At 65.2% G+C, this 23,094-nt stretch carries 23 protein-coding genes and 1 tRNA gene; 16 read left to right on the top strand and 8 right to left on the bottom strand.

What is annotated here, in order from left to right:
- Window positions 1-253 precede the first annotated feature (253 nt).
- Both AWB68_RS48930 and AWB68_RS48925 read left to right on the top strand, forming a co-directional pair.
- Entirely contained in the window at window positions 254-427 is a 174-nt protein-coding gene (locus AWB68_RS48930) for a hypothetical protein (protein WP_200828816.1), read from the top strand.
- A gap of 132 nt (window positions 428-559) precedes the next feature.
- The gene (locus tag AWB68_RS48925) at window positions 560-940 is read left to right on the top strand and encodes a hypothetical protein (RefSeq protein ID WP_200828815.1); all 381 of its coding nucleotides are present in this window, start codon (window positions 560-562) and stop codon (window positions 938-940) included.
- Here AWB68_RS48925 and AWB68_RS28620 read toward each other — a convergent pair.
- The 3 genes from AWB68_RS28620 to AWB68_RS28610 form a co-directional block, all read right to left on the bottom strand.
- Window positions 903-1,217, bottom strand: coding sequence for a hypothetical protein (locus AWB68_RS28620; protein ID WP_087647708.1), 315 nt, complete (start codon window positions 1,215-1,217; stop codon window positions 903-905). The two genes, AWB68_RS48925 and AWB68_RS28620, sit on opposite strands and share 38 nt — an antisense overlap.
- A gap of 38 nt (window positions 1,218-1,255) precedes the next feature.
- The gene (locus AWB68_RS28615) at window positions 1,256-1,948 is read right to left on the bottom strand and encodes a peptidoglycan DD-metalloendopeptidase family protein (RefSeq protein ID WP_087647696.1); all 693 of its coding nucleotides are present in this window, start codon (window positions 1,946-1,948) and stop codon (window positions 1,256-1,258) included.
- Window positions 1,949-2,074: 126 nt separating this feature from the next.
- Window positions 2,075-2,977 (bottom strand): aldose epimerase family protein, encoded by a 903-nt coding sequence (locus AWB68_RS28610; RefSeq protein ID WP_087647695.1) that lies wholly within the window; start codon window positions 2,975-2,977, stop codon window positions 2,075-2,077.
- A 542-nt stretch (window positions 2,978-3,519) separates the two neighbouring features.
- Between AWB68_RS28610 and AWB68_RS28605 the strand changes: the two genes are divergently transcribed.
- A complete protein-coding gene (locus AWB68_RS28605) occupies window positions 3,520-4,350 on the top strand; it encodes an undecaprenyl-diphosphate phosphatase (protein WP_087647694.1) in 831 nt (276 codons plus the stop codon).
- 85 nt (window positions 4,351-4,435) lie between these two features.
- A tRNA-Arg gene (locus AWB68_RS28600) sits at window positions 4,436-4,512 on the top strand.
- 390 nt (window positions 4,513-4,902) lie between these two features.
- Here the strand turns inward: AWB68_RS28600 and AWB68_RS28595 are convergent.
- A complete protein-coding gene (locus AWB68_RS28595; protein ID WP_087647693.1) occupies window positions 4,903-6,465 on the bottom strand; it encodes an acid phosphatase in 1,563 nt (520 codons plus the stop codon).
- 214 nt (window positions 6,466-6,679) lie between these two features.
- Between AWB68_RS28595 and AWB68_RS28590 the strand changes: the two genes are divergently transcribed.
- Complete coding sequence (locus AWB68_RS28590; RefSeq protein ID WP_087647692.1) at window positions 6,680-8,089, top strand: cytochrome-c peroxidase; 1,410 nt, start codon at window positions 6,680-6,682, stop codon at window positions 8,087-8,089.
- Here AWB68_RS28590 and AWB68_RS28585 read toward each other — a convergent pair.
- Complete coding sequence (locus AWB68_RS28585; protein ID WP_087647691.1) at window positions 8,083-8,337, bottom strand: hypothetical protein; 255 nt, start codon at window positions 8,335-8,337, stop codon at window positions 8,083-8,085. The genes AWB68_RS28590 and AWB68_RS28585 overlap by 7 nt on opposite strands.
- 281 nt (window positions 8,338-8,618) lie before the next feature.
- On the opposite strand from AWB68_RS28585, the gene AWB68_RS28580 reads away from it, so the two are divergent.
- Both AWB68_RS28580 and AWB68_RS28575 read left to right on the top strand, forming a co-directional pair.
- Window positions 8,619-9,020 carry a hypothetical protein gene (locus AWB68_RS28580; protein WP_087647690.1) on the top strand — a complete coding sequence of 134 codons (402 nt, stop codon included), beginning with the start codon at window positions 8,619-8,621 and terminating at the stop codon, window positions 9,018-9,020.
- Between the two features lie 51 nt (window positions 9,021-9,071).
- A complete protein-coding gene (locus tag AWB68_RS28575) occupies window positions 9,072-9,524 on the top strand; it encodes an NUDIX hydrolase (RefSeq protein ID WP_087647689.1) in 453 nt (150 codons plus the stop codon).
- Here the strand turns inward: AWB68_RS28575 and AWB68_RS28570 are convergent.
- Window positions 9,521-10,528, bottom strand: a complete 1,008-nt coding sequence (locus tag AWB68_RS28570) for a transporter substrate-binding domain-containing protein (RefSeq protein ID WP_087647688.1) — start codon at window positions 10,526-10,528, stop codon at window positions 9,521-9,523. The two genes, AWB68_RS28575 and AWB68_RS28570, sit on opposite strands and share 4 nt — an antisense overlap.
- Window positions 10,529-10,659: 131 nt before the next feature.
- Window positions 10,660-12,369: a glutamine--tRNA ligase/YqeY domain fusion protein gene (locus AWB68_RS28565; RefSeq protein WP_087647687.1), complete on the bottom strand. Its 1,710-nt coding sequence runs from the start codon at window positions 12,367-12,369 to the stop codon at window positions 10,660-10,662.
- A gap of 347 nt (window positions 12,370-12,716) precedes the next feature.
- On the opposite strand from AWB68_RS28565, the gene AWB68_RS28560 reads away from it, so the two are divergent.
- Window positions 12,717-12,929 carry an ornithine carbamoyltransferase gene (locus AWB68_RS28560; RefSeq protein WP_087647686.1) on the top strand — a complete coding sequence of 71 codons (213 nt, stop codon included), beginning with the start codon at window positions 12,717-12,719 and terminating at the stop codon, window positions 12,927-12,929.
- 57 nt (window positions 12,930-12,986) lie between these two features.
- Here AWB68_RS28560 and AWB68_RS28555 read toward each other — a convergent pair whose 3' ends face one another.
- Entirely contained in the window at window positions 12,987-14,207 is a 1,221-nt protein-coding gene (locus AWB68_RS28555) for a CaiB/BaiF CoA transferase family protein (protein ID WP_087647685.1), read from the bottom strand.
- A gap of 304 nt (window positions 14,208-14,511) precedes the next feature.
- Between AWB68_RS28555 and alaS the strand changes: the two genes are divergently transcribed.
- The 8 genes from alaS (at window position 14,512) to AWB68_RS28515 (ending at window position 22,917) form a co-directional block, all read left to right on the top strand.
- Entirely contained in the window at window positions 14,512-17,136 is a 2,625-nt protein-coding gene (gene alaS / locus AWB68_RS28550; protein ID WP_087647684.1) for an alanine--tRNA ligase, read from the top strand.
- Window positions 17,137-17,315: 179 nt separating this feature from the next.
- Window positions 17,316-17,555, top strand: a complete 240-nt coding sequence (locus tag AWB68_RS28545; protein ID WP_125483065.1) for a hypothetical protein — start codon at window positions 17,316-17,318, stop codon at window positions 17,553-17,555.
- Between the two features lie 170 nt (window positions 17,556-17,725).
- Window positions 17,726-18,760, top strand: a complete 1,035-nt coding sequence (locus AWB68_RS28540; protein ID WP_087647683.1) for a threonine aldolase family protein — start codon at window positions 17,726-17,728, stop codon at window positions 18,758-18,760.
- A 169-nt stretch (window positions 18,761-18,929) separates the two neighbouring features.
- Window positions 18,930-19,367, top strand: coding sequence for an acyl-CoA thioesterase (locus AWB68_RS28535; RefSeq protein WP_087647682.1), 438 nt, complete (start codon window positions 18,930-18,932; stop codon window positions 19,365-19,367).
- Between the two features lie 2 nt (window positions 19,368-19,369).
- Window positions 19,370-20,320, top strand: coding sequence for a branched-chain amino acid ABC transporter permease (locus tag AWB68_RS28530; RefSeq protein WP_327383480.1), 951 nt, complete (start codon window positions 19,370-19,372; stop codon window positions 20,318-20,320).
- Window positions 20,313-21,473, top strand: a complete 1,161-nt coding sequence (locus tag AWB68_RS28525; protein WP_087647706.1) for a branched-chain amino acid ABC transporter permease — start codon at window positions 20,313-20,315, stop codon at window positions 21,471-21,473. Before AWB68_RS28530 ends, AWB68_RS28525 begins: the two co-directional genes overlap by 8 nt.
- Window positions 21,470-22,219: an ABC transporter ATP-binding protein gene (locus AWB68_RS28520; RefSeq protein WP_087647681.1), complete on the top strand. Its 750-nt coding sequence runs from the start codon at window positions 21,470-21,472 to the stop codon at window positions 22,217-22,219. The genes AWB68_RS28525 and AWB68_RS28520 overlap by 4 nt, the downstream gene beginning before the upstream one ends.
- Window positions 22,216-22,917, top strand: coding sequence for an ABC transporter ATP-binding protein (locus tag AWB68_RS28515; RefSeq protein ID WP_087647680.1), 702 nt, complete (start codon window positions 22,216-22,218; stop codon window positions 22,915-22,917). Before AWB68_RS28520 ends, AWB68_RS28515 begins: the two co-directional genes overlap by 4 nt.
- The last annotated feature ends 177 nt before the right edge of the window (window positions 22,918-23,094 follow it).

Below are 23,094 nucleotides of genomic sequence, written 5' to 3'. Positions count from 1 at the left end.
AACCAGAATGACACGATTGTACGCGACGACATGCCACTGTAGGCAACAACCAAGCACATGCAACGTAACGCAACGTGTTGTTTATGCAGGATTTTTTTCTCTGGAGAGGCCCGTGAGATGATGGGCAAGAAACTGATTTGGGATCAGAGGGTCGAAGGTTCGAATCCTTTCGCTCCGACCACCGTACCTGAAGGGGTTACAAGTCCAGACTTGTAACCCCTTTGTTTTTTTCAAGCCGACTTCCGGGTACTTCATGCCGCGTTTCGTTCTTCTTGCCGTCTTCACGCTCATGGCGCTCACGCTAGCCGCCTGCGCCGATTCATCGACTCAGAAACACACGCCGCCGCAGGACCCGCCGGACTACAAGGGCGTTCCCACCGACACGCGTCCGCCCTCGATGCTGATCGCGCCCACCCAGTCCGAGTAAGCGCCGCGGCCGATGCGCGGGACAAAACTGACGCACTGAAATGGCGAAGCCCCGACGCGGGCACATCGGGGCTTCTGACCCGCGCGGACTGTTCGCGCAGAGAATGCACGGGCTAAGAGGAATTCTAGAAGCGTGGGCCACGCGTTGTTGTATGCGCTTGTATCGGAGCGTAACAACGTGATAGCGGCGCGGCGATCGAGCGTCCACTGCCGCCGCGCAACTCTTCCCGATACTCCGCCGAAAACTTTCCCTGATAAGCGAAATTTTTGCCGCGCGGTTATGATCCGACCATTCGCCGCCATCGCGTCAATCATGAACCTGCTGTGGATTTTCCTCGCGCTTTGCCCGGTCGGGCTCGTCTCGCTGATCGGATTCGCGGCGCATATCGACCCGCTGTCGGGTCGCTGGCGAGCGCTCAAACCCTGGCCCGAGCGCGGCGCGTGGCTGCGCGAAAGGATCGCGTTCTACGTCGCCGTCATTGCTTGCAGCGAATCACCATCGAGCGGTTCTTGATGTTCGCACCAAATATCCCGCCGACGGAGCCGCCCGCCGTCGCGCCGTTGTCAGTGTCCTTAGATACGACGTCGTAGCCGTACGCGCCGCACGTCTCGCCTGCCTTTTTGTAACACTCTGCCCAGCTTGTGCTGGCATCGCTACCGCTGCAATTGATGGCGAAGCCGGTATCGCCCGTAGGCAGGTAAGTCATCGTCGAGCTATTCGCGCAGCCCCCGAGTGTCGCGAGAGCGGTCAGCAGAGCAGTGGTCGCCGCAAGCAGGGCGGCGCGGTTCATCGTCTTCATCAAATCTTTCCTCGTCATTTCAATGTGAGCTAGCGCGGCGGCAGATAGCGCGACGGATCGGTCGAGCGGCCGAGGTAGCGCAACTCGAAGTGCAGCATCACGCGATTCGTGTCGGTATCGCCCATTTCCGCGATCTCCTGACCCTGCGCGACGCTCTGGCCTTCCTTCACCAGCAGCGCGCGATTGTGCGCGTAGGCGGTCAGGTATTCGGAATCGTGCTTCACGATCAGCATGTTGCCGTAGCCGCGCAACCCGTTGCCCGCGTAGACGACCGTGCCGCCCGCCGCCGCGATGACCTTCGTGCCGGGCACGTTGCCGATGTCGATGCCCTTCGACGTCTTGCCGTCGAAGCTGCGGATGATCTCGCCCTGCGCGGGCCAGACGAGCGACACGGCTGGCGCCCTCGCGGGCGCGGGGTCGGGCGCCGCATCGCGGCTTGCGGACGGCGCCGGAGCGGGGCGTGAAGCGCCGGCCGAGGCGACTGCCGTGCCGGCCGGCGGTGCGACGCGCAGCACCTGGCCGACTTCGATCGAATTCGCATTGGACAAGCCGTTCCAGCGCGCGATGTTCTGTACCGAGGTCCGGTTCGCCCGTGCGATCTTCGATACCGTATCGCCCTGTTCCACGCGATAGAAACCCGGCCCGACCGGGGCCGAGCCGCACGCGGCGAGCACCGCGACCATCGAGACGCCGATGAGCCGTCGAATTCCTGTTGCCAACATTAGACCTCGCGAAGCGCCGCCGCGAGCGAAAGGTGCGCGGCAGTCCAAACGTCGGATTTTAACGTCTTCGCCATGGCGGCCGCGAAAAGCGGCCGGCAGCCGGTTCGTCGAGTGCTGCGTGAAACGTCAATCGAGCGCGGAGACCACGAGCCGCAGCGACGCCGCTTCCGTCTTGCCCGGCGCGAGCCAACGCAGGCCGTGCCCGTTGTGGATCGCGTCGGGCAGGCCGATCCACGGCTCGATGCAGTAGAAGTCGGAGGTATCGGCTTCGGTCCAGGTGGTGACCGCGTACCACGGCACCGAATCGGGCTGGTCGAGCTCGAAGCTGACCGCGCGCTTCAGCCCCGGCATGATGACCTGCACCGGCTGGTCGGACGGCCCCGTGAAGCAATGAAAGCGATCGACGATGCCCGGATCGTCGAGCCGGTAGCGCGGCGCGCCGGGCTGCGGCTCGCTGATCGAGCCGTCTTCCAGTTGATGACGACGCTCGGTGCGCGGCAGTTCGACGTGGCTCTCGGCACGCTGCTCGTGCGGCAGGTGAAAGTAGAAATGATGGCCGGCGTAGTAGGGCAGCGCGACTTCGCCGGGGTTCGACGTCGTGAGGTCGACTTCGAGCGTGTTCGCATCGACCAGCCGGTACGCCGCCTCGAAGCGAAACGCGAACGGATAGCCGGCGCGGGTCGCGTCGCTGTCGACGAGCGTCATGCGCAGGCCGTGGCCGTCGGCGTCTTTCGTGCAGGTGAAGGGCAGGTTGCGGGCGAAGCCGTGCGTCGGCAGCGCGTGGATCACGCCGTCGGGATCGCGCCATTTGCCGATCTCGCCGTTGACGAAATGACGGCCGAGAAACGGAAACAGCAGCGGATTGCCGCCGCGGATTTTCGCGGGCTGCGACCAGTCCGGCGCCGCGGGCCAGTGGATCACCTGCTCGCCGCCGATGCGCCAGGTCATGAGCCGACCGCCCGCGCCGGGCGCAAGAGAGATCGTGGCGCCGTCGCGCGTGATATCGATGATGTCTTGCTCGGATGACATGGTTTGAGCGCTCCGGAGGCGTTGTGACGGCTGCATGGTCTTCAAGACTCGCAGATTCTGCCTTGCTTTTTTGTACGGGGAAACCCTTCTGGGGAAATTGCGACTGACGTGCGCTGCGCCGATGTGTTGTTATTCGGTGCTGTGTTGCCTATCAGACGGAACAGGAGTCAAGAATGGATCTGGCGATGACGATGGGTCTGGCGATGTTCGGCCTGTTTGGCGCGAGCACCGTGGTTTTCCTTTATAAACTCAAGCCCTGAGCGGCGCTCGGAGTTCTTCGGGAAAACGCGCAACCGGGCGCGTATTCTTTCGGTTTTATTCAACACGCATTACTGTTTCATCCGTTTAACCGACAATCGACTGTCGGTTCAATTCGTGTGTCTTAAACGCTTGGCGCTCGATTTCGCCACCGGCATAATCGGTCCCGTTTCGCGCGCCGTGCCGTTCCAATTCCCTCGCAGTGCTCATTCGACCGGACTGCCCAGTCCTTCGATGGGAAACGCACGACGCGTCCTCCATCCGTAACGAAAAAGGATCGACGCGTGACTTTGTGGTTTCTGGTTTTCCTGAGCGTGCTGCAAGGCGTGACCGAATTGTTTCCGGTCAGCAGTCTTGGGCATACGCTTCTCGTGCCCGGCCTGATCGGGATGCATATCGACAAGCACGCGCCGCAGCTTCTGCCGTTTCTGGTCGCGCTGCATCTCGGCACGGCGTTCGCGCTCCTCTGGTATTTCCGCACGCGCTGGATCGAGCTGATCGGCGGCTGGTTCGCCTCGCTCGGCGGACGACGCAACGAACACGGCCACATGATGTGGGCGCTGATCATCGGCACGATTCCGACGGGCATCGTCGGCCTGCTGCTCGAAAAGCGCATCGAGGCGATTTTTCACGACCTGCGGATCGTCGCGGCTGCGTTGATCGTGAACGGCGTGCTGCTCTGGCTCGGCGACCGCTTGCAGCGCGCGCGGGCCACTCGCGCGCCCGAAAGCCTCACGTTCAAGCAGGCGTTTCTGGTCGGCCTGGCGCAGATCGGCGCGCTCGTGCCCGGCTTTTCGCGCAGCGGCCTGACGATGATCGCGGGCGTCGGCGCGGGACTCACGGCGGAGAAGGCCGCGGAGTTCTCGTTCCTGCTCGGCACGCCGATCATTTTCGCGGCGGGCGTGCTCGAACTGCCGAAGCTCTTTCATGCACCCGACCAGCTCGGCGATGCGTTGCTCGGCGGCGTGCTGACCGGCATCGCCGCGTATCTCAGCGTGCGCTTCCTGATGCATTACTTCGAAGGACGCGGACGGCTCGCTTCGTTCGGCCTGTATTGCGTGATCGCGGGGGCGTTCTGTCTCGGCTGGTTCATGCTGCATCCGCAACCGGTCTGACGGTCGCGGGTGCTTGTGCGCGCGCCGGGGCTCGCAATGACGCTCGCGGGCCGTCGATGAGGTAAAATCCTCGCTCTCTTGCGACGCGGCAGTAGCTCAGCTGGATAGAGCATCGGCCTTCTAAGCCGAGGGGCGGGGGTTCGAGTCCCTCCTGCCGTGCCAGAGACTTCACACGCGCTGTTCCTGCGCCATTCTCCGTTCCGGCTTTTCCGCCTTCCCCCGCATCGCGCAATCCGATCATCGCGAGGAGACTCGACGCGAGCATCGTCCGCGAAATCGTGACGTCGCTGGTCAGGTCGCGCACGATGCACGCGACGATCGGCGGGCCACCGCCGCGATGACGAACCCTACGCCCAGCACGAGCGCGACGAGCGTCAGGTCGTCGGTGTGATCGAGCGTCAGCGCGAACACGCCGCCGAGCAGCGCAACGCTCGCCGCTGCCGTGCGTAAGCACCGCGCGTTCGATCGAAGTCCGGACGACTTCGATCGAACCTGACGGGCCGCTGCCTCACAACAAAGCCGATCACGCAGCGGCGCGCAATAAAAGACAGCTTACTGCGAGAAGTCGAGCGCGTTGGTCAAATCGCCCATCGCCTTGCCGCCATTCGCGACGAGCGCGGCGTCCCGCGACGCGAGGCCCGGCAGCGTCGGCAGCGAGAAGCGGTGCGTGATGAAGCGCAGGATCGACGTCGTGTCGTATTGCGTGTGATCGACGAACCCTTTCTTCGCATACGGCGAGATCACGAGCGCCGGAATGCGCGTGCCCGGACCCCAGCGATCGCCCTTTGGCGGCCCGACGTGATCCCAGAAGCCGCCGTTTTCGTCGTAGGTGACGATCACGACCATGTTCTTCCACTGCGGGCTCTTTTGCAGGTGCGCGATCAGGTCGGCGATGTGCGCATCGCCCGATGCGACGTCGGTATACCCCGCGTGCTCGTTCAAGTTGCCTTGCGGCTTGTAGAAGGCCACTTGCGGCAGTGCGCCGTCGTCGATCGCCTTGATGAACGCGGTGCCGTTGGTGCCGCCGTCGAGCAGATGCTGCGCCCGGCTCGCCGTGCCCGGCGCGAGATCGGCGAAGTAATTGAACGGCTGGTGATGGGTCTGGAAGTTCGGGACCGAGTTCGTCGAACCGTTGATCACCGTCGGGTCGGCGAGTGCGGCGCCCCACGAGCCGCCGTACCACGCCCAGGAAATGCCCGCGTTGTTCAGCAGGTCGCCGATGTGCTGTTGCGTCTGCGGTGGCAGCGTCGTCGCGACGGACGGATCGGCGTACGCGGCGTCGCCGCCTGTCGCCGGCTTGTTGCCGCTCGGCTGGTACGGCGGCTGCATCGTGTTGATCGCGAAGAAGTCCGGCGTGAGGTTGCCGGAGTTCGCGAACTTCGGAATGCCGGTGAGCGCCGACGCCGGCGAGTTCGACGCGAGCTTGAGCGACACGCCGTCCGCATCGACGGCGGAGATCGAACTGGCCGCCGGACTCTTGTCGGCGTTCGGGTAGACCGGCGTGCACGCGCAAATGAGCCACTGGTGGTTCAGGAACGAACCGCCGAACGCGCCCATGAAGAAGTTGTCGGCGAGGGCGTATTGCTGAGCGATCTTGTAGAGCGGCAGCTTGTCGGCGTTCGTGTTGTAGCGGCCCATCACGAGGCCGCCCGAATCGGCCCACGCGGCGAACTTGTCATTCTTGCCGCCGTCGATCTGCATCTGGTTCTCGTAGAAGCGGTGATACAGGTCGCGCGTCGTGGTCGAGAGCGGCGTGTCGAAACCCGCGGCATCGTCGATGACGAATGGCGAATTCGGCAGGTTCACCGTCATCGCCTCGGTGACGGCGGGGGTCACGCCCTTCGCCGTGAGGCCGCCCCAGATCGCGGGCAGGGTGGCGAGCACGCTGCCGTCGCGGTCGAGCTGACGAGCGTTGCCGGCGTTGACGTTCTGCATGCCGTTCGCGCCGGGGAAGTTGCCGTAGAGGTTGTCGAAGCTGCGGTTCTCCGCGTAGATCACGACGACGTTTTTCACCGACGACAGATCCGCGTGATTATTGTCGCTGCTTCCGCATGCGTAGAGGCTGGCTGCCAGCAGCGCCGCGAGCGGCACTGCGCAGACGAGTTTCTTGTTCATTGAATGTCTCTCGTTTTGGGGAGCCGACGCGCATCGGTCGCTTCGGGAAGCGCTGTCGGAGGCGGCCAGTGTCGCAAGCATGTTTGACATCGCCGTGTAAGCAATCTTTCGATGTGCTTTCGGAGGCGCAAGGCATCGCGCGCTTGATGCGCTGTCACGCGATCGACATCTTCGCGACATACGCTGCGGCTTCCTTTCATTCGTGTATCCGTCCATGTTCACGATGCGCTTGTCGTACGCCGTGTCTTGCTTTGCGCTCGCTGCCCTTGGCGTCACCGTCGGCGGTTGCGATTCGCATGCGGCGAATCAGGCGGCGAATCAGGCGGCGAATCCGTCGTCGCAGGCGGTGAACCGCGCGGCGAATCCGGCATCGGACGCTTCACCGCAGGCGCAGGCGCAGGCGCAGGCGCAGTCGCAGTCGCAGTCGCAGTCGCAGTCGCAGTCGCAGGCGCAGTCGCGTGCGCAGGTTTTCGCCGCAGTCAGGCAGATGACGGCTGTCGGCGAAAAGCTGTTCTCCGATCCCTCGCTCTCGGGTTCGGGCAAGCTCGCGTGTGCGTCGTGCCATAGCCCGGACCATGCGTTCGGGCCGTCGAATGCGCTATCGGTGCAACTGGGCGGCAACGACATGCGCCGGCCGGGTTTTCGCGCGGTGCCGTCGCTCCGCTATCTGCAGGCGGTGCCCGCGTTCACCGAGCACTTCCACGACTCCGACGACGAAGGCGACGAGAGCGTCGATGCCGGCCCCACCGGCGGCCTGACGTGGGACGGACGCGTCGATCTCGGCGCGGATCAGGCGCGCATCCCGCTCCTGTCGTCGTTCGAGATGGGCAGCACGCCGGCGAAGGTGGCGGCGGCGGTGAAGTCCGCGCCCTACGCCGACGACTTCCGCCGCGCGTTCGGGCCCGCCGTCTTCGAGAGTGACGACAAGACGTTCGCCGCCGTCCTGCGCGCGCTCGAAGCCTTCGAGCAGGTACCGCAGAAGTTCTATCCGTACACGAGCAAGTTCGACGCGTATCTGGCGGGCAAGGCGAAGCTGAACGATGCGGAACTGCACGGGCTGGAGTTGTTCAACGACGAGAAGAAGGGCAACTGCGCCGCGTGTCATATCAGCCAGCGCGCGAAGGACGGCACGCCGCCGCAGTTCAGCGATTTCGGGCTGATCGCGATCGGCGTGCCGCGCAATCGCGCGTTGCCGATCAACAAGGACGGGCGCTTTCACGACCTGGGAGCATGCGGCCCGGAGCGGACCGACCTGAAGGGACGCGACGAATTCTGCGGATTGTTCCGCACGCCGTCGCTACGCAACGTCGCGTTGCGCAAGACCTTCTTTCACAACGGGATTTATCACTCGCTCGACGAGGTAGTGCGGTTCTATGTCGAGCGGGATACGAATCCGGAGAAGTTCTATCCGGTGTCGAAGGGCGTGGTGCAGAAGTTCGACGACTTGCCGAAGCGCTACTGGGCAAACGTGAATAGGGAGGCGCCTTTCGATCGCAAGCGCGGCGAGAAGCCGGCGCTCGATGAGGCGGAGATCAGGGATGTGGTCGCGTTTCTCGGTACGCTGACGGATGGATACGACGCATCGGCGAAAGCGGCGCCAGCGAAAACGGCGGCGAATCAGTAAGACGTGGCAAGCGACCGGCAGAGCAGCACGAGCGCGACCAACGCGGCGGCCAGCAAGCCCATGCCGGTCCATGCCGCGACGCGCGGCCAGTCACAGACTTCCTCGTTCTGATTCCAGACCGGACCCCGGGCGAGCACCTGGTCGATGAGCATGACGGCGCCCGGAATTCCGGCCGCGCATGCGATGCTGACGATCGAGAGGAGCCAGTAGACGGTGGGCGATTGAGGCGAGAAGAGAAGCTCGGACATGGTCGTAGGTGCAGGAGAGAGAGGGGCCCTGCCTGCGTGGCAAGGACGATGCCGCAATCCTAGGCATCAAGGCTCCGCCGGGCCATTGGACCAATCTTAAAATTATCCCGCTGCGTTCCTATGCGGCTCCTATAAGCGTCTCGGCGAGCCTGTCGCGTCCCGTGCAGCCGACTTCGCCCGATTGCCTCATGCTATCCTCGTCGGACCCGGCCGCACGCGTCGCCTCGCTCCAATGGCAACGCCAGCGAAGCCATCGATTTCGACTTCGAGGAGGATGTTCCATGCCGATGAAATCCCGCGCGCTCGCCCGTGCCTGTGTCCGGTCGCTCGCGGCCGCCGCGCTCATCGCGGGGACCGGTTCCGCGTTCGCCGCGAACCTCGGCTTTCTCAACGACACGCCGATCAGCTACATGAAGCAGCGCGATCTGAAGGCGCTCGACAGCGCGGCGCGCACGGCGCTCGACACCAAGCAGGACGGCGAATCGCTCGACTGGAGCAACCAGGGCGCGGGCAACCCGGTGCCGATCAGGGGCACCATCACGCCGCAGGACACGGTCAAGGATGGCGAGCGCACCTGCCGCAAGGTGACGCTCGTCGCAATCGCCAAGGGGCAGACGCAAACCTGGACCCCCACCGCCTGCAAGCAGGGCGCGAGCGGCAAGTGGCAACTGCTGAAGCAATAAGGTGGGCTCCGCGAATGTCGTGACGCCGGCAGCGGCTGGGAAAGCGTTCGCATGACCAGCCGAACCGTGTCGTGCGGCGTCGTCATCTTGAACGCGCAAGGCGACGTGCTGCTCTGTCACGCGACCGAGACGTCGCACTGGGATGTGCCCAAGGGCCAGGCCGACCCCGGCGAGGAGCCGATCGAAGCGGCGCTGCGCGAACTCGTGGAAGAGACGGGGATCGTGCTGCCCGCCTCGCGGCTGAAGGACCTCGGGCGCTTTCTCTATCGTCGCGACAAGGACCTGCACCTGTTCGCCGTGCGCGCGACCGATGAAGAAGTGCAGCTCGACAAGTGCGTGTGCGAATCGTACTTTCCGCGCTGCGGCGACGGCACCATGATCCCCGAAATGGACGCATACCGCTGGGTGAGCCCCGCCGACATCGACGAATTCGCGAGCCGCAGCCTCGCGCGACTCTTCCAGACGACGCTATCGCTCGCGGAACTGCACGAGACGCTGGATTAATCCACCGTGTGGTCATTCGGATTGGCGAACAGCGCCTTCATCTCGGGCGACATCGGGAATTGCAGGTTGACGCCGTCGGGCGGAATCGGGCGCATGAACCAGGTTTCATAGAGCTTCGCCGCTTCGCCGGAGCGCTGCATGTTGGCGATCACGTCGTCGACGAGCTGCTTGAACACCGGATCGCCCTTGCGCATCATGCAGCCGTAGGTTTCGAACGCGAGCGGGGTGCCGGTCACCACGTAGTCGCGGCGCGCGGCGCCTTCCTGCGCGATCTTGCCGTAGAGCAGCGGATCGTCCATCACGAACGCGACCGCGCGATCGGTCTTCAGCGCCTGGAACGCTTCCGCATGATCGCGCGCGCTGATGATGCGCAGGCCGAGTTTCCTGTCGAGCGACATCTGCCGCAGTATGCGTTCGTCGGAGGTGCCGGCCGTCGTCGAGACCGTCTTGCCGGCGAGGTCGTCGTAGTCCTTGATACCGGACTTGCGCTTCACGACCATGCGGATGCCGTACTGGAAAAAGCTGTTCGAAAACGCGACGAGCGGGTCGCGCTCGGTGATATGCGCCGTCGATCCGCACTCCAGGTCGACCTGATTGTTGACGACGAACGAGATGCGGTTCGCCGAGGTCACGAGCACGGTCTTGACGGTGAGATCGGGCAGCTTGAGACGCCGTTTGATCTCGTCGACGATCTTGAGCGCGATGTCGTGCGAGTAGCCGATCGGCTGCTGCTGGCGGTCGAAATACGAAAACGGCACCGACGATTCGCGCACGCCCAGGACGATCGCGCCGTTCTCCACGATCTTGCGCAACGTGGCGGAGGGCGGCAACTGGTCGACGACGGCTTGCGCTGCGGTGCTGTTGACCGCCGACGCGGCGGCCTGAGCATTCGCAGGAGAGGTTGCCTGAGCCGCCGCGCCGCACACGATGACGGCAGCGGTGATCCAGCGGGCGCCGTGGCTCGCGTGAATGCGGCGTGGTGCAAGAACATGCGGCAATTTCATGGTGTCCTCGCTCGTTGCGGCATAGCGTAGCGCTCAGGCGCCTCTCTGTGTAGGTGATACGCGCGCGAACCCGATGGTCCGCGCGACGACTCGCGCGCTCGTTCCCGCGACTCGTGCCCTGCGGCCGCATGTCAGGCGGGCTTGCCCCAACTGTCGCGCAGACTGACGATCCGGTTGAACACCGGCTTGCCCGGCTGCGAATCGACGCGATCCGCGACGAAATAACCATGGCGCTCGAACTGGAAGCGGTCTTCGGCGGCCGCATCGCGCGCGCTCGGCTCCAGGTACGCGTTCACGACGCGCTTCGAATCCGGATTGAGCGCGTCGAGAAATTCCGCGCCGCCCGCGCCCGGTTGCGGTTCCTTGAAGAGCCGGTCGTAGAGGCGCACTTCGGCCGCGTAGGCGTGCTCCGCGCTGACCCAGTGGATCGTGCCCTTGACCTTGTAGCCGTTCGCGCCTTCGGTGCCCGACTTGCTGTCGGGGAAGTAGTTGCAGTGGACGGCGGTCACGTTGCCGTTCTCGTCCTTGTCCGCGCCCGTGCATTCCACGACGAAGCCGTACTTCAGGCGCACCTTGTTGCCCGGAAACAGGCGGAAGTAACCCTTCGGCGGTGTCTCCTGGAAGTCCTCGCGCTCGATCCACAGTTCGCGCGAGAACGGGAACGCGCGCGTGCCGCGCTCGGGATGATGCGGATGCACCGGCGCGCTGCACGCCTCGCTTTTGCCCTCGGGATAGTTGTCGATGATGAGCTTCAGCGGATCGAGCACCGCGATCGCACGCGGCGCCTTGGCGTCGAGATCGTCACGCAGCGCGCCTTCCAGCACGCTCATGTCGATCCACGAATCGACCTTCGTCACGCCGATCCGATCCGCCATCAGGCGAATGCTCTCCGGCGTGAAGCCGCGTCGCCGCACCCCGACGATGGTCGGCATGCGCGGGTCGTCCCAGCCGTCGACGTGATTTTCCTGCACGAGTTGCAGGAGCTTCCTCTTGCTCGTGATCGCGTAGGTCAGGTTCAGGCGCGAGAACTCGATTTGCTGCGGCAGCGGCCGCGTGAAGACGCCATCGTCGGCGAGTTGCGCGAGGAACCAGTCGTAGAGCGGACGATGATCCTCGAACTCCAGCGTGCACAGCGAATGCGTGATGTTCTCGAGCGCGTCCGACACGCAATGCGTGTAGTCGTACATCGGATAGATGCACCACGTGTCGCCCGTGCGGTAGTGATGCGCGAAGCGGATGCGGTAGACCACCGGATCGCGCATGTTGAAATTCGGCGCGCCCATGTCGATCTTCGCGCGCAGCACGTGCTCGCCTTCCTGGAACTCGCCCGCCTTCATGCGGCGGAAGAGGTCGAGGTTTTCCTCGGGCGAGCGGTCGCGGAACGGCGAGTTCCTGCCGGCTTCCGTGGCCGAGCCGCGGTTCGCGCGGATTTCCTCCGCCGACTGGCTGTCCACGTAGGCCTGGCCGCGCTGGATCAGCGTTTCGGCGAAATCGTAGAGCTTGTCGTAGTAGTCGCTCGCGAAGTACAGATGCTCGGTGCCGTTCTGGTTCCAGTCGTAGCCGAGCCACTGCACGGCATCGATGATCGACTCGACGTACTCGACGCTTTCCTTCTCCGGATTGGTGTCGTCGAAGCGCAGATGGCACACGCCGCCGTAGTCGCGCGCGATGCCGAAGTTCACGCAGATGCTCTTCGCGTGGCCGATGTGCAGGTAGCCGTTCGGCTCGGGCGGAAAGCGCGTCTCCACCCGCTGCGACCATTTGCCGTTGCGATTGTCTTCGTCGATGATGTTGCGGATGAAATTGGATGCCGCCGGGGCGTCGTTGCGATCGGTGTTCATGCGAGAAAAGAGAGCGGACGAGGGCGCCTGAACGTTCGAAGTTGCGTTTCGAAGCATTCGGAAGCGTTCGAAAAAGACCGGATTAATCTGTCGATTCTACCTTAGCCAACCCGCGAGCATGGCCGCTGAAGGGCATTTGTTGCCGGTGTGTTGTCGATACCCCATCGAGGTGGGGCCGGACGGCAGGGATGCAAGGCAGGGGCCCTATCCGCGCGGCGCCGGGGTTTCTACACAAGAATGTTTCGGGCGTAACGGGACGTAAATCGGGTTGTTCGCGGTCGCAGGGGCCTCGTAAGATTGGCTCGCCTTTCGAGGCCGCTATCGATTAAAACAAGGAAAACCCGAACATGAACAAGATCGCCTGCACGACCATCAAGCTTGCCGCCGCCGGCGCCCTCGTCGCGAGTCTCGCGGCCTGTTCCGGCATGAGCCGGCAGCAGGCGCACGCCGCCATCGGCGCGGGCGCGGGCGGCGCGCTCGGTTATGTGCTCACTGGCGGCCCGGTCGGCACGATCGCGGGCGCGGCCGCCGGTGGTTTGATCGGCGCAGGCACGCGGTAAACAGCGCTATAGCGTCGGGCGCATCGGGCCGGTTACGGCTATCCCGCCCACTTCACCTCAAATCGCCTTCGATTCCCGTAACTGCGCGATTCGCGCATCGTCGTAACCCAGCAGATCGCGCAGCACGCCGTCCGTATGTTCGCCGAGCATCGGCGGATGCAGGCGCGCTTCAGGCGGCGTCATGCTCATCTTGATCGGACTCGCGACGAGCTTGACACTCGCGCCCGTCGGATGCGGCAACTCGACCTGCATCCCGCGCGCGACCACCTGGGGGTCCTCGAACACTTCGCCGAGATCGTTGATCGGCCCGCACGGCACGCCCGCCGTTTCTAGCGCCGCGAGCCATTCGTGCTTGCCGCGCTCGCGCACTATCGCGGCGAGGATCGGCACGAGCGTCTCGCGGTTGCGCACGCGCGACGGGTTCGTCGCAAAGCGCGGATCGTCGGCGAGTTCCGGACGGCCGCCCGCATCGACGAACTTGCGGAACTGGCCGTCGTTGCCCACCGCGACGATGATCCAGCCGTCGCGCGTCTGGAAGGTCTGGTAGGGCACGATGTTCGGATGCGCGTTGCCCCAGCGCACCGGCGGCTGGCCGCTCGCGAGGAAATTCGTGTTCATGTTCGCGAGCATCGCGACCTGCACGTCGAGCAGCGCCATGTCGATATATTGCCCTTCGCCCGTGCGGTCGCGGTGGGCGAGGGCGGCCATCACGCCGATCGTCGCGTACATGCCGGTCATCAGGTCCGCGATCGCGACGCCCGCCTTTTGCGGGCCGCCGCCCGGCTGGCCGTCGCGCTCGCCGGTGATGCTCATGAAGCCGCCGATGCCCTGGATGATGAAGTCGTAGCCCGCGCGCGCCGCGTACGGGCCGGTCTGGCCGAAGCCCGTCACCGAGCAATAGACGAGATCGGGCTTGACGGCCTTGAGCGACGCATAGTCGAGGCCGTACTTCTGCAACTGGCCGACCTTGTAGTTCTCCAGCACGACGTCGCTTTGCGCCGCCAGCTCGCGGATGATCCGCTGGCCTTCGGCGGTCGCGATATCGACGGTCACCGAGCGCTTGTTGCGGTTCGCCGCGAGGTAGTACGCGGCTTCGTGCGTGTCGTGGCCGTCGGGCGTCTTCAGGTACGGCGGGCCCCAGTGGCGGGTGTCGTCGCCGGATTCGGGGCGCTCGACCTTGATCACGTCGGCGCCGAAGTCGGCGAAGGTTTGCGCGCACCACGGACCCGCGAGCACGCGGGTGAGGTCCAGCACGCGGATATGGCTGAGTGCTCCCATGAGTGGTTCCTGTCTCCTTGCCAGGGCTGCCTGCTTTGCGGATTTCGATCCTGGATGCGGCCTTGCGCCGTCACGCGCAATGGTACGGCATTCATCCGGCCTTGATCCGGCCGTGCTTCGACCGGGCGCCCGCCGCGCCAGGGCTGGCCCTCAGCGATCCGACAGCGATCCCGTATAATCAATGACCACCTTGGCCCGCGCGTTCGCATCGGCGCGGGTCGAAGTCGACAAAGCCGGCGGCGAGTGCCATGCCTTTCGCCGCCCGTCCGACGCATCACAAAACAGCAGACCGCCCCAGTACGCCATGAAAGCCGCCGAAATCCGCGAGAAATTCCTCAAGTTCTTCGAATCGAAGGGCCATACGATCGTCCGTTCGTCGAGCCTCGTGCCCGGCAACGACCCGACGCTGCTCTTCACAAACTCGGGCATGGTCCAGTTCAAGGACGTGTTCCTCGGCGCGGAATCGCGTCCGTACTCTCGCGCGACCACCGCGCAGCGCAGCGTGCGCGCGGGCGGCAAGCACAACGACCTCGAAAACGTCGGCTACACCGCGCGCCACCACACGTTCTTCGAGATGCTCGGCAACTTCTCGTTCGGCGACTACTTCAAGCGCGACGCGATCCACTACTGCTGGGAACTGCTGACGAAGGTCTACGGGCTCCCCGCCGACAAGCTCACCGTCACCGTCTACAAGGAAGACGACGAAGCCTACGCGATCTGGGAAAAGGAAATCGGCGTGCCGGCCGAGCGCATCATCCGCATCGGCGACAACAAGGGCGCGCGCTATGCGTCGGACAACTTCTGGCAGATGGCCGACACCGGCCCGTGCGGCCCGTGCTCCGAAGTGTTCTACGACCACGGCCCGGAAATCTGGGGCGGCCCGCCCGGATCGCCGGAAGAAGACGGCGACCGCTTCATCGAGATCTGGAATCTCGTGTTCATGCAGTTCAACCGCGACGCGCAGGGCAACATGACGCCGCTGCCGAAGCAATGCGTCGATACGGGCATGGGGCTCGAGCGGCTCGCCGCGGTGCTGCAGCACGTCCACAGCAACTACGAAATCGACCTGTTCCAGACGCTCATCAAGGCGGCGGCGCGCGAAACGGACACGGCGGACCTCACGAACAATTCGCTGAAGGTGATCGCCGACCACATCCGTGCGTGCTCGTTCCTGATCGTCGACGGCGTGATTCCCGGCAACGAAGGGCGCGGCTACGTGCTGCGCCGGATCGTGCGCCGCGCGATCCGCCACGGCTACAAGCTCGGCCGCAAGGGTGCGTTCTTCCACAGGCTCGTCGCCGATCTGGTCGGCGAGATGGGCGCGGCGTATCCGGAACTGCAGCAGGCACAGCCGCGCGTCACCGACGTGCTGCGCCAGGAGGAGGAGCGTTTCTTCGAGACGATCGAGCACGGCATGTCGATTCTCGAAGGCGAACTCGCCGCGCTGGAGAAGAAGGGCACGAAGCAACTCGACGGCGAACTCGCGTTCAAGCTGCACGACACCTACGGCTTTCCGCTCGACCTGACGGCGGACGTATGCCGGGAACGCGGCGTGACGGTCGACGAAGGCGCCTTCGACGATGCGATGGCCCGCCAGCGCGATCAGGCGCGCGCCGCGGGCAAGTTCAAGATCGCGGCGGGCCTCGAATACTCGGGCGCGAAGACCACCTTCCACGGCTACGAAAAGGAAATCTTCGACGACGCGAAGATCGTCGCACTGTACGTGGAAGGCGCGTCGGTGAACGAAGTGAAGCCGGGGCAGCACGCGGTCGTGGTGCTCGACCACACGCCGTTCTACGCCGAATCCGGCGGTCAGGCGGGCGACCAGGGCGTGCTCGCGAACGCGAGCGTGCGCTTCGCGGTGCTCGATACGCTGAAGGTGCAGGCCGACGTGATCGGCCATCACGGTTCGCTGGAGCAGGGCACGCTCAAGGTCGGCGACATCGTGAAGGCCGAGATCGACGCGATCCGCCGCGCCCGCACGGCGCGCAACCACTCGGCGACGCACCTGATGCACAAGGCGCTGCGCGAGGTGCTGGGCGGCCACGTTCAGCAGAAAGGCTCGCTCGTCGATGCCGACAAGACTCGCTTCGACTTCGCGCACAACGCGCCGATGACCGACGAACAGATTCGCCGCGTCGAGGAAATCGTCAACGAGGAAGTGCTGTCGAACGCGCCGGGCATCGTGCGCGTGCTGCCCTACGACGAAGCCGTGAAGGGCGGCGCGATGGCGCTCTTCGGCGAGAAGTACGGCGATACGGTGCGCGTGCTCGACCTCGGGTTTTCGCGCGAACTCTGCGGCGGCACGCACGTGCGCCGCACGGGCGACATTGGCCTCTTCAAGATCGTGATGGAAGGCGGCGTGGCGGCGGGCATTCGCCGCGTCGAAGCGATCACGGGCGACAACGCCGTGCGCTTCGTGCAGGAACTCGACCAGCGCATCAACGCGGCGGCGGCCGTGCTGAAGGCGCAGCCGTCGGAGTTGACGCAGCGTATCGTGCAGGTGCAGGAGCACGTGAAGTCGCTGGAGAAGGAACTCGGCGCGCTGAAGTCGAAGCTCGCATCGAGCCAGGGCGATGAACTCGTGTCGCAGGCCGTCGATGTGAGCGGCGTGCAGGTGCTCGCCGCGCAGCTCGAAGGCGCGGACGTGAAGACGCTGCGCGAAACCGTCGACAAGCTCAAGGACAAGCTGAAGAGCGCGGCGATCGTGCTGGCGTCCGTCGAGGGCGGCAAGGTCAGCTTGATCGCGGGCGTGACGGCGGATGCGTCGAAGAAGGTGAAGGCCGGCGAACTCGTCAACTTCGTCGCGCAGCAGGTGGGCGGCAAGGGCGGCGGCCGGCCGGACATGGCACAGGCGGGCGGTACCGATCCGGCGAACCTGTCGGCGGCGCTCGCGGGCGTCACGGGCTGGGTGCAGCAGCAGCTTTGATGGATTGGGCGTCCCGTGCGGGATGCAGGCTTCCACGATTCACAAAATAAAAGCGCCCCGTTTCGACGGGGCGTTTTCATTCGCGAGCGTGCAGGCAAAACACGAGTCGTTGATTACATCGTGTCAGGTACGCGCCATGCGAGGGATTCGTTACTTCAACCAGTAACGGGGACACCGCAATGAACATCAAAACAGCCTCTCTCGCTCTCGCTGCATCGACGATGCTTTTTTCCACCGGCGCCGTGCAGGCCAAGGGTTGTATCGAAGGCGCGGCGGTCGGCGGCGTCGCGGGCCATGTGGCCGGCAATCATGGTGTGGCCGGCGCAGCAGGCGGATGCGCGATCGGCCATCACGAAGCCAGCAAGAAGGACAAGAAGGCGCAGCAGGACGCAGCCGCGAGCCAGCCTGCGGCCAAGTAAGCGTGGAACCGATGGATCAAGCGGCCGGATGCGTTAGTATCCGGCCGCTCGCCGCTGCCGCGAGCGAGCGCGTGGCATGAGCACGCGCCAACCCGCCAACGGCTAGAATGGCTGGCACCATTCCCCGCGGGGCTTGAAACGCCCCGCACCACCTCGCCAGCCCGAACCGCATGCAACATTTCGCCTCCGACAACTACGCCGGGATCTGCCCGGAAGCGCTCGCCGCGCTCATCGACGCCAACGACAGCGGCCACGAGCCGTCCTACGGCGACGATTCCTGGACGCAACAAGTCTGCGACCGCATCCGCAACCTGTTCCAGACCGACTGCGAAGTCTTCTTCGTCTTCAACGGCACGGCCGCGAACTCGCTTGCGCTTGCGTCGCTGTGCCAGTCGTATCACTCGGTGATCTGCCACGAACTCGCGCACGTCGAAACGGACGAATGCGGCGGCCCCGAATTCTTCTCCGGCGGCTCGAAGCTCCTCACCGCGACGGGCGAGAACGGCAAGCTCACGCCGGACGCGATCGAAGCCGTCGTCACGCGCCGCGCCGACATCCACTACCCGAAGCCGAAGGTCGTCACGCTCACGCAGTCGACGGAAGTCGGCACGGTGTACACCGTCGAAGAAGTGCGTGCGATCGCGGCGATCGCCAAGCGCCGGCACCTGACCGTGCACATGGACGGCGCGCGTTTCGCGAACGCGGTGGCGTCGCTTAATGTGCATCCGTCGGAGATCACGTGGCGCGCGGGCGTCGATGTGCTGTGCTTCGGCGGCACGAAGAACGGCCTGCCGGTCGGCGAGGCGGTCGTGTTCTTCGACAAGGCGCTCGCCGCCGATTTTGCATATCGCCTGAAGCAGGCGGGGCAACTCGCCTCGAAGATGCGCTTCATCTCGGCACCGTGGCTCGGCTTGCTCGATAACGACGTGTGGCTGCGCAACGCGCGCCACGCGAATGCGATGGCGCGCCTGATGGCCGACCGCCTTGCCGCGATCCCCGAGGTGAAGGTGCTGTTCGAAACGCAGTCGAACGCCGTGTTCGCCGAGTTGCCGCCGCAGGTCGCGCTGGCATTGCGCCGGATCGGCTGGAAGTTCTACCAGTTCATCGGCTCGGGCGGCTGCCGGCTGATGTGTGCGTGGGATACGAAGCGCGAGACCGTCGAGCAGTTCACCGACGAAATCCGCGCCCTGTGTGCCGCGCGGTAGTGCGAGAGGTGCAGCGCGGGCCGCTCGCCGGCGCTCATTGACACGCTGCGCGTGCGGCTCCTAACATGCCGCACGCCCACCCCATCGCGCGGCACACGTCATGGCCTTCATCTTCTATCTGACTCAAGTCCACCTGGGCTACGAGGCGAGCGCGAAATCCTTCTGAACGATGAGCAAGCCATCTCCCACGCAACGCGCGGACTATCCGCACTTCCTCACGATCCCGACGCGCTGGGCGGATAACGACGTCTACGGTCACGTGAACAACGTCGTGTACTACAGCTACTTCGATACGGTCGTGAACGAGTATCTGCTGCGCGCGGGCGTGCTCGACTTCGAACGGGGTTCGACGATCGGCCTCGTCGTCGAGACGCAATGCAACTACTTTGCGTCGATCTCGTTTCCGGAGCGCATCGAGGCGGGCCTGCGCGTGACGAAGCTTGGCAACACGAGCGTGCGCTACGAAGTGGCGATCTTCAGCGCGGGTGCCGACGAAGCGTCGGCGCAGGGGCATTTCGTGCATGTGTACGTCGACCGCGAGACGCGTCGGCCCGTGGCGTTACCCGAGGCGCTTCGCGCGGCGCTCGAACCGCTCGCGAACGCTTGAGCGTGCAGTCGTTCGTTCAGTGGTTCGCCGTCAACCTGCTGAATGGCGTGAGCGTCGGGCTCCTGCTGTTCATGTTGTCGGCGGGACTGACACTGATCTTCAGCATGCTCGGCGTACTCAACTTCGCCCACGCGAGCTTCTACATGCTCGGCGCATACGCCGGCTATGCGCTCTCGGCGCGCGGCGGATTCTGGTTCGCATTGATCGCGGCGCCGCTCTTCGTCGGTGCATTGGGCGCGCTGTTCGAACGCTTGCTGCTGCGCCGCGTCCATGCGCGCGGCGCGCTCGCCGAACTGCTGCTGACCTTCGGCGCGGCGTACCTGATCGCCGAGGCGGTAAAGCTCGTCTGGGGACTCGCGCCGGTTGCCGCATCGATTCCCGCGTCGCTCGACGGCCCGTTGTTCACGCTGTACGGCGCGGCCTTTCCGCGTTATCGCGCGTTCATGATGGTGCTGTCGGTCGCCATGCTCGTCGCGCTATACGCCGTGCTGCGCGTATCGCGGACCGGGCTCATCCTGCGCGCCGCGCTCACCCATCCGGCGACCGTCGAGACGCTCGGCCACGACGTGCCGCGCGTCTTCACGATGGTGTTCGCCGTCGGCACCGCGCTCGCCGCGCTGGCGGGCGTGATCGGCGCGCCGCTTTCCGTGATCGAGCCGTCGATGGCCGATTCGATGGGACCGATCGTGTTCGTCGTCGTGGTGATCGGCGGACTGGGGTCGCTCGGCGGCGCGCTGGCGGCATCGCTCTTGATCGGCTGCGTGCAGACGTTCGCGGTCGCGACATCCGTTTCGCTCGGCGGCATCGCGGCGATCTTCGGCGCGGCGTTGCCTGCTGCCTGGGCCTCGCTGACCGTCGCGCAGGTGGCGCCCGTGCTGCCGTACCTGCTGCTCGTCGCGATGCTGAGCGTGCGACCGCGCGGCCTCTTCGGCGAGCGTGGCGACGATGCGTAGACCGCTCGCGCCCTGGCTCGTGCTGATCGCGGCGCTCGGCTTGCCGCCGTGCTTTTCGTCGCAAAGCTGGCTCCTCGCGTATCTCGCGCAGACCGCGACGATGATCGTCTTCGCGCTCTCCTACAACCTGTTGCTCGGCGAGACGGGGCTGCTGTCGTTCGGACACGCGGCGTATGCGGGTCTCGGCGCGTTCGCCGCTGCCCACGTCTTCAATCGATCCGGGATGCCGCTGCCGCTTCTGCCGCTCCTGCCGCTCGTCGGCGGCGGCGCGGGCGCGCTCGCGGGCGTGCTGTTCGGCTTCATCTCGACGCGGCGCGCAGGCACGGCCTACGCGATGATCACGCTTGGCATCGGCGAACTCGTGGCGGCGAGCGCGTGGCTCGTGCCGGGCTGGTTCGGCGGCGAGGGCGGCATGCCGATCGATCGCGCAAGCGGCGCGCCGTTCTTCGCGTGGACGTTCGGCCCGGCGCGCGAGGCGTATGGATTGATCGCGGCGTGGTGCGTGCTCGCGTGCGTGACGATGTTCGCCTTCTCGCGCACGCCGATGGCGCGCCTCGCGAATGCCGTCCGCGACAACCCGGTCCGCGCGGCGGCCATCGGTGTGGATCCGCGTCGGGTGCGCTTCACGATGTCGGTCGTGTCGGCGTTCTTTGCGGGCGTCGCGGGCGTGCTCGGGTTGATCAACGTCGAACTCGTGTCGGCGGAAGGCGTCGGGCTCGCGCGCTCGGGGAGCGTGCTGATCGCGACGGTGATCGGCGGGACTTCGGCGTTCTTCGGGCCGGTCGCGGGTGCGGCGCTGCTGACGTTTTTCAGCGTCGCGGTGGCGAGTGTGTCGTCCGCGTGGCTGATGTATCTCGGGCTCTTCTTCGTGTGGATCGTGGTGGTCGCGCCCGATGGACTCGCCGGGCTGATCGGCAAGCGCCGTGCGCCGCGTGTGATGCTGTTCGCTTCGCTCGCCGCGTTGGCGTGGATGCTCGCCATCGTCATCGCAAGCGAACTCGCCTACGCGATGCAGTTCGACAACAGCGGCGACGGGCTGGCCCATCTCGCCGGCTTCGCGCTCGACGGACGAACGTGGCTGCCGTGGTCGATGGCGCTTGCGTGCGCCGCCGTGGCCGCGCTCCTGACGCGCGTCGCGCGAACCACCCGATGACCGCCGCGCTCGAACTCCATCGGATCGGGAAGCGCTTTGGCGCGACGGAGATTCTGCGCGGCGTCGATCTGTCGGTTGAACGCGGCGAACGACACGCGCTGATCGGGCCGAACGGCGCGGGCAAGTCGACGCTCTTCGATCTCGTCTCGGGCCGCACGCGAGCGAGCGGGGGACGCGTCGTGCTGAACGGCATCGACATATCGAACCTGCCGCCGCACGCGATCGCGCGGCATGGGCTCGCGCGGAGCTTCCAGTCGACGAGTGTGTTCGCCGGACTTTCGGTCTTCGATAACCTGCGCTGCGCGGTGCTCGGTTCGCCATCGGCGCGTATGCGCGATCGATGGTTGCGTTCGCGCACGATCGACCGCCGCGCGGACAATATCCTCGATTCGATCGGCCTCGCGAACCGCCGCGACGATCCCGCCGCGAGCCTGAGCTATGCGGAACAACGCGCGCTCGACCTGGGCATTGCGCTCGCCACCGACGCATCGACCTTGCTCCTCGACGAACCGACCGCCGGCATGAATCGGGCGGAAAGCGCGCGCGCGCTCGCGCTGATTCGCGCGACGACCGAAGGCTGCACATTGCTGATCGTCGAGCACGACATGGAAGCGGTGTTCGCGCTGGCGGATCGCATCTCCGTGCTCGTGCGCGGTCGCGTGATCGCGACCGGCACGCCCGCGCAGATTCGCGCGAACCCGCAAGTGCGCGAGGCCTATCTCGGCGACGATGAGGTGCTGCGATGAGCGCGCTGCTCGAAATCGAAGGATTGCACGCGTGGTACGGCGCGAGCCATGTGCTGCACGGCGTCGATCTTTCGATCGGCGAAGGCGAGGTGCTTGCGTTGAGCGGACGCAACGGCTCGGGCCGCTCGACGCTCGGCAAAGCGATCATGGGACTCGTCCGGTCGGAGGGACGCGTGCTGTGGCGCGGCGTGCCGTTGAAGGGACTGCGGCCGTTCCGCATCGCGCGTCTGGGGCTTGGCTACGTGCCCGAGCAGCGCGACATCTTCCCGACGCTCACCGTGCGCGAAAACCTCTTGCTCGGCGCGCGGCCGGGCGCGCGGCGCTTCACCATCGACGATGCGTACCGCCTGTTTCCCGTGCTCGTCGAAAGGGCAGCGGTGAAAGCCGGCGTGCTCTCGGGCGGCGAACAGCAGATGCTCGCGCTTGCGAGAACCCTGGGCGGCGACCCGGAACTCGTGATCATCGATGAACCGGCCGAAGGACTCGCGCCGCAAGTGGTCCGGCAGGTCGCCGAATGTCTCGCGACGCTGAAGCAACGCGGTGTCGCGATGCTGCTGATCGAACAACGTATGACCATCGCGCGAGGTCTTGCCGACCGGGTCGCTGTGATGGGCCACGGCGCGATCGTCTTCGACGGTTCTTTCGATGCGCTTGCCGCCAGCGAGCGCGTCATGAACGACTGGCTTTCAATCGGGTAGGTTTGTCGCTGGCGCTTGGGTTGGGGTTGGGGTTGGGGTTGGGTTACACCGTTTGATGCGCTTGTGCTCCTATGGAACTTGTTTTCTTATCGGTTTTTTAGCTCTGCCCCTGTCCGGGGCGGGACTCACTTTCTTTGCTGCTGCAAAGAAAGTAAGCAAAGAAAGCAGCGGCGAATT

It is taken from the genome of Caballeronia choica (assembly GCF_001544535.1).
Taxonomy (GTDB): Bacteria; Pseudomonadota; Gammaproteobacteria; order Burkholderiales; family Burkholderiaceae; genus Caballeronia; species Caballeronia choica.
This window is presented reverse-complemented; position numbering and strand designations above follow the sequence as displayed.